We start from the raw sequence: 3,914 nt of genomic DNA, 5'->3' as shown, positions 1-3,914 counted from the left end.
TATATTGATCTGCTTTTTTATATATAATATAATCATCTTTATTATGTTATACGAGTTGATTTTAATATTGTTAAATTGCTTGTATATAGTTTGGCATTAAAAACTATTTGAGTATATTTTAACAACAAAAATTATTATAAAAGAGGAAAACATGTCTGATTTAATAGTAACAAATAGACTAACAAAAAAGTTTAAAGATCAAGTTGTACTCAATCAAATAAGCTTACATGTCCCAGAAAATCAGGTCTATTGTCTGTTAGGACCTAATGGCGCAGGTAAGACTACATTAATGAAGATTTTAACGGGAATCATACCCGCTACTAGTGGTACTATTACGTTTGCTGGTCACGATTGGTATAGAGCGGATTTATCTGCTATTGGTTCCCTGATTGAAAATGCACCTCTTTATGGAAATTTAACGGCTGCTGAAAATCTCCAGGTAGTTTGTCGTTTAAGAGGAGTCGAAGAAAGCGAAATATCAGCTATTCTGGAAAAAGTAGGCATTAGCGATACGGGGAAAAAACTGACAAAAAATTTTTCTCTGGGAATGAAAGAGAGACTTGGTATTGGATTAGCTCTAGTTGGTCAACCCAAGTTGTTAATTTTGGATGAACCGACAAATGGACTTGATCCACTGGGCATTCAGCAATTGCGGAATTTGATTTCTAGTTTTAAAAAAGAAGGCATTACTATTATCATTTCTAGTCATATGCTTTCTGAAGTCGAGCGTTTAGCCGATAAAATTGGTATTATCGGTAAAGGCCAGCTTTTGCTTGAAAAAACTATAGATCATACAGAAAATTTGGAACAATTATTTAATGATACTTTAATGAATGCTGGTGTAACGAATGCTTAACTCATTGTCTATTGAAGTGATAAAAACAAAAAGAACACTTGTCAGGCAGTTATTGTGGCTTTATCCTCTTTTAGTAATAATTGTAGTGACAGTGCTTTTTGCCACTACTGGTTATGCTATTCAAAGTGTCATTAATCAGTGGAGTACCATTTGGTTTCCCTTATTTCTTGCTTTGGTCGTTGGGCTGATTGACCGACACGAGAAGAATAGCACGAATTATAAGTTGATTTTGAGCTCACCTTACAATTTATTTGATTATGAATTAGGTAGAATTCTACACGTTGCACTTTTAACATTAGTTTCTTCTTTATTCTTAGCTCTTTTTGTAATTTTGCTTTATTTTATTTCTGAAATCAGTGTCTCGTTAATTTCATGTTTTTTTGCAATCTTAGGTATTTGGTTAGTTAATCTTTGGCAAATTCCTTTATATCTTTGGCTTAGTCGCCTTACTAATATATATGTAACTATTGTATTGGCCTTTGCCGGAATTTTTAGCGGCATAGAAGTAAATAGTTATTTCCTTGGCAAAATTTGGCCATTTACCTGGTCTGAACTTTTCCCAGTACCGCTAATAAAAATGAATATTAACGGATTACCTCTAAGTCATAATGTGGCAGGTTCAAATAACTACTGGATTATAGCAGCAGCTATTCTGCTTTTCATTTTGCTCAGTTATCTCGCTGCCAGATCATTTAAGAAGCAGGTAATTAAAAATGATTAAAAATATTTTTCGGTCAGAAAACGTTAAACTTAAGCGGAGTTTTTTATTATATTTACATTTGTTAACTTTAATTGCTTATCCATTATTAATGGGATTTTATTATGGTACAAGAAAAAACATTGTAAACTCATCCGTTATGATAATAACTTTTTACGAATTGCTGGCGCTTATTTCTCCGCTAGTTATTAGCATTGTTATTAGTCTGGTTTTTGATCGCGAAGAAAAAGCTGGTCATTGTAAAAATTGGTTGGCAAATCCTGGCAAAAAAGGCTTAACTATTGGGCTGCAGCTATTTTATTATTGGTTATTATATTTCTTTGAAATTATCGGAATGAGTTTAATTTATTTCTTTATTTTAAGATTTGCTTTTCAGATAAATAATATATCCTTTATTAAAATTTTACTAACCAGTTTTATTTTTGCACTTTTCGGTCTTATTCAATACGAACTAGCACAATGGATAGTATTAAGGTTTAATGTTGGTGGTGCCATGATTCTGGGCTTTTTTGGTGTTGTAATCTCAGGCTTAAGCATTACCAGTCTTTTTGATTTTATCTGGCCCGTGATTCCTTGGGCATGGCAAATAAGATTAATCACTTTTTGGGAAGCTACGATTAGCAGTCAAGTACAGACCCTGACGGCTTGGGAAATGATTATTCCGTTAATTTTAACTATGGTTATAACTTTGTTAATTATAAAAGTGTTCGACAACTGGCAAAATTAGAAATGTCAATTAAATAAATACGAGTTCTTTGTCAAACATCTTGTTGATAAAGAGTAAATGAAAAGAACCAAGCAGCGAACAAACTGTTTGGTTTTTTTCATTGTTTTATCCCAATCTGATCCAGCTATGGATGCAGATACTTATGTGTTTGCTGGATGCTCAAATGATTTAAAGCCATCAAGTATCTCTTTTTATTAGAAAAGCTGTAGATTAATTATCATCCTGTAGTATTAAGATATTTGCCTGATTAAGCCCACCATTTTTTACCTTCATTAATTACTAAGAAAGGTTCAGAATGAATTATAGCGAGTATGTTTGCGCTATCATTTATTTTGCATTCTTATTATGAAATAAGAGCGATGCAGTAACAACAGTGCCTGTCTTAAGAGAAAGGAGTAAAAATTATATGACTAAAAAACCTTTTCGTTATTTAGCAGTTGCTATATTGGGCATTTCTGCAAGTCTGGTGCTAAACCAACAAACTAATACTGTAGAAGCTAAAAGTATTATTAAAACCGTGATGCACGATGCTCAGGCTTATGATTTGTACGGTGATAAAGTAAAAGGAAAATATGCAGCTTACACTCAGGTTAAGTTAGATGATCAACCAATTCCATTTTCTTTTAAGCCGTTTGCACCCGCATATCAAATTAAAGGCAAAAAGCAATATATCAAGGCAAGTAATATTGACGGTGTTAAACGCAAGGTCAAACGAAACTCTTATGTTTACGCTACAGGCTCTCGGAGGGCTGACTCCCGTTTGCTTAAAAAGGGCAAGACAATAACAACTTATGGCAATTCCTTCAAATTTAAGAACGGACAACGTTACTACCGCATTGGTGGACCAACAAAGCAATATGTGAAAGCCAGTAACTTAAGTAAGATTATTAGTTCTAATACAGAAGAAACAACTGTGAAAGTAACTGCAAAAGAAGGTGCTGGACTTTATGATTTTATTAAAGACGATACTTATTCCAAGAAAGCCAAAAAGGGTACAAAATTTACGGTAGACTATGCTGAAAATAATGGAGGAGATGAAGATGATCCCCAAATATTTACTTATCATATTAAGGGTACAAAATATTGGTTACTGAGCAGTGAAGTTAAAGCCAAAAAGAAAATGCCTGTACATTACTATGATTCTGAACATTATTCTTACATTAAGTTTTATAAAAATACAGATGTTTACAATGCAGACGGTACTATGCAAGATCATCACGGACAAAAGATCAGAAAACAAGGTGGGTTTTTAAAGGTAAATAAATTGCTTTATATTTGGGTACCAGCTGAAAAGAAAGCTGAATTATTTTACCACTTGAAGGGCCATGAATTTTACGCCTCTGCCTCACGAGAAGGAGGAACCTCTGTAATAGATGTTGGTGATGGCTATGTTAAGAAAAAAGATGTTAAATTTATTGATGGTCTTAAATTAAGTCCGAGTAATACTGCAGAAGAAGCCCAGCAAAACGCTAAGAAAAAAATGACCAAATAAATCATTTTAAGATATTTGGCTAATTAAGCCTATCATTTTTTACCTTCATTAATTATCAAGAAAGGCACAGAATAAAATTATATGATTCCTTGTTTTGATTGCAGAAATTAGACAATCAAAA

The 3,914-nt window shown here is 32.9% G+C and carries 4 protein-coding genes; all 4 read left to right on the top strand.

Annotated elements, in window-relative coordinates:
* Positions 1-151 precede the first annotated feature (151 nt).
* The 4 genes from LACWKB10_RS09600 to LACWKB10_RS09585 all read left to right on the top strand — a co-directional run bounded on the left by LACWKB10_RS09600 (position 152) and on the right by LACWKB10_RS09585 (position 3,793).
* Complete coding sequence (locus LACWKB10_RS09600; protein WP_034981741.1) at positions 152-856, top strand: lantibiotic protection ABC transporter ATP-binding subunit; 705 nt, start codon at positions 152-154, stop codon at positions 854-856.
* On the top strand, positions 849-1,577 hold the full coding sequence (locus LACWKB10_RS09595) for a hypothetical protein (protein WP_034981738.1): 729 nt from the start codon (positions 849-851) through the stop codon (positions 1,575-1,577). Before LACWKB10_RS09600 ends, LACWKB10_RS09595 begins: the two co-directional genes overlap by 8 nt.
* Positions 1,570-2,301 (top strand): lantibiotic ABC transporter permease, encoded by a 732-nt coding sequence (locus tag LACWKB10_RS09590; protein WP_034981735.1) that lies wholly within the window; start codon positions 1,570-1,572, stop codon positions 2,299-2,301. The genes LACWKB10_RS09595 and LACWKB10_RS09590 overlap by 8 nt, the downstream gene beginning before the upstream one ends.
* A gap of 406 nt (positions 2,302-2,707) precedes the next feature.
* Complete coding sequence (locus LACWKB10_RS09585; RefSeq protein WP_034981732.1) at positions 2,708-3,793, top strand: SLAP domain-containing protein; 1,086 nt, start codon at positions 2,708-2,710, stop codon at positions 3,791-3,793.
* Positions 3,794-3,914: the final 121 nt, after the last annotated feature.

Origin of the sequence: Lactobacillus sp. wkB10 (assembly GCF_000760615.1) — a bacterium.
GTDB classification, from domain to species: domain Bacteria; phylum Bacillota; class Bacilli; order Lactobacillales; family Lactobacillaceae; genus Lactobacillus; species Lactobacillus huangpiensis.
This window is presented reverse-complemented; position numbering and strand designations above follow the sequence as displayed.

Bases quoted from the DNA above. Each gene is read 5' to 3' on its own strand.
- LACWKB10_RS09600 (WP_034981741.1), top strand. From the start codon at position 152: ATGTCTGATTTAATAGTAACAAATAGACTAACAAAAAAGTTTAAAGAT.
- LACWKB10_RS09590 (WP_034981735.1), top strand. From the start codon at position 1,570: ATGATTAAAAATATTTTTCGGTCAGAAAACGTTAAACTTAAGCGGAGT.
- LACWKB10_RS09585 (WP_034981732.1), top strand. From the start codon at position 2,708: ATGACTAAAAAACCTTTTCGTTATTTAGCAGTTGCTATATTGGGCATT.
- LACWKB10_RS09595 (WP_034981738.1), top strand. From the start codon at position 849: ATGCTTAACTCATTGTCTATTGAAGTGATAAAAACAAAAAGAACACTT.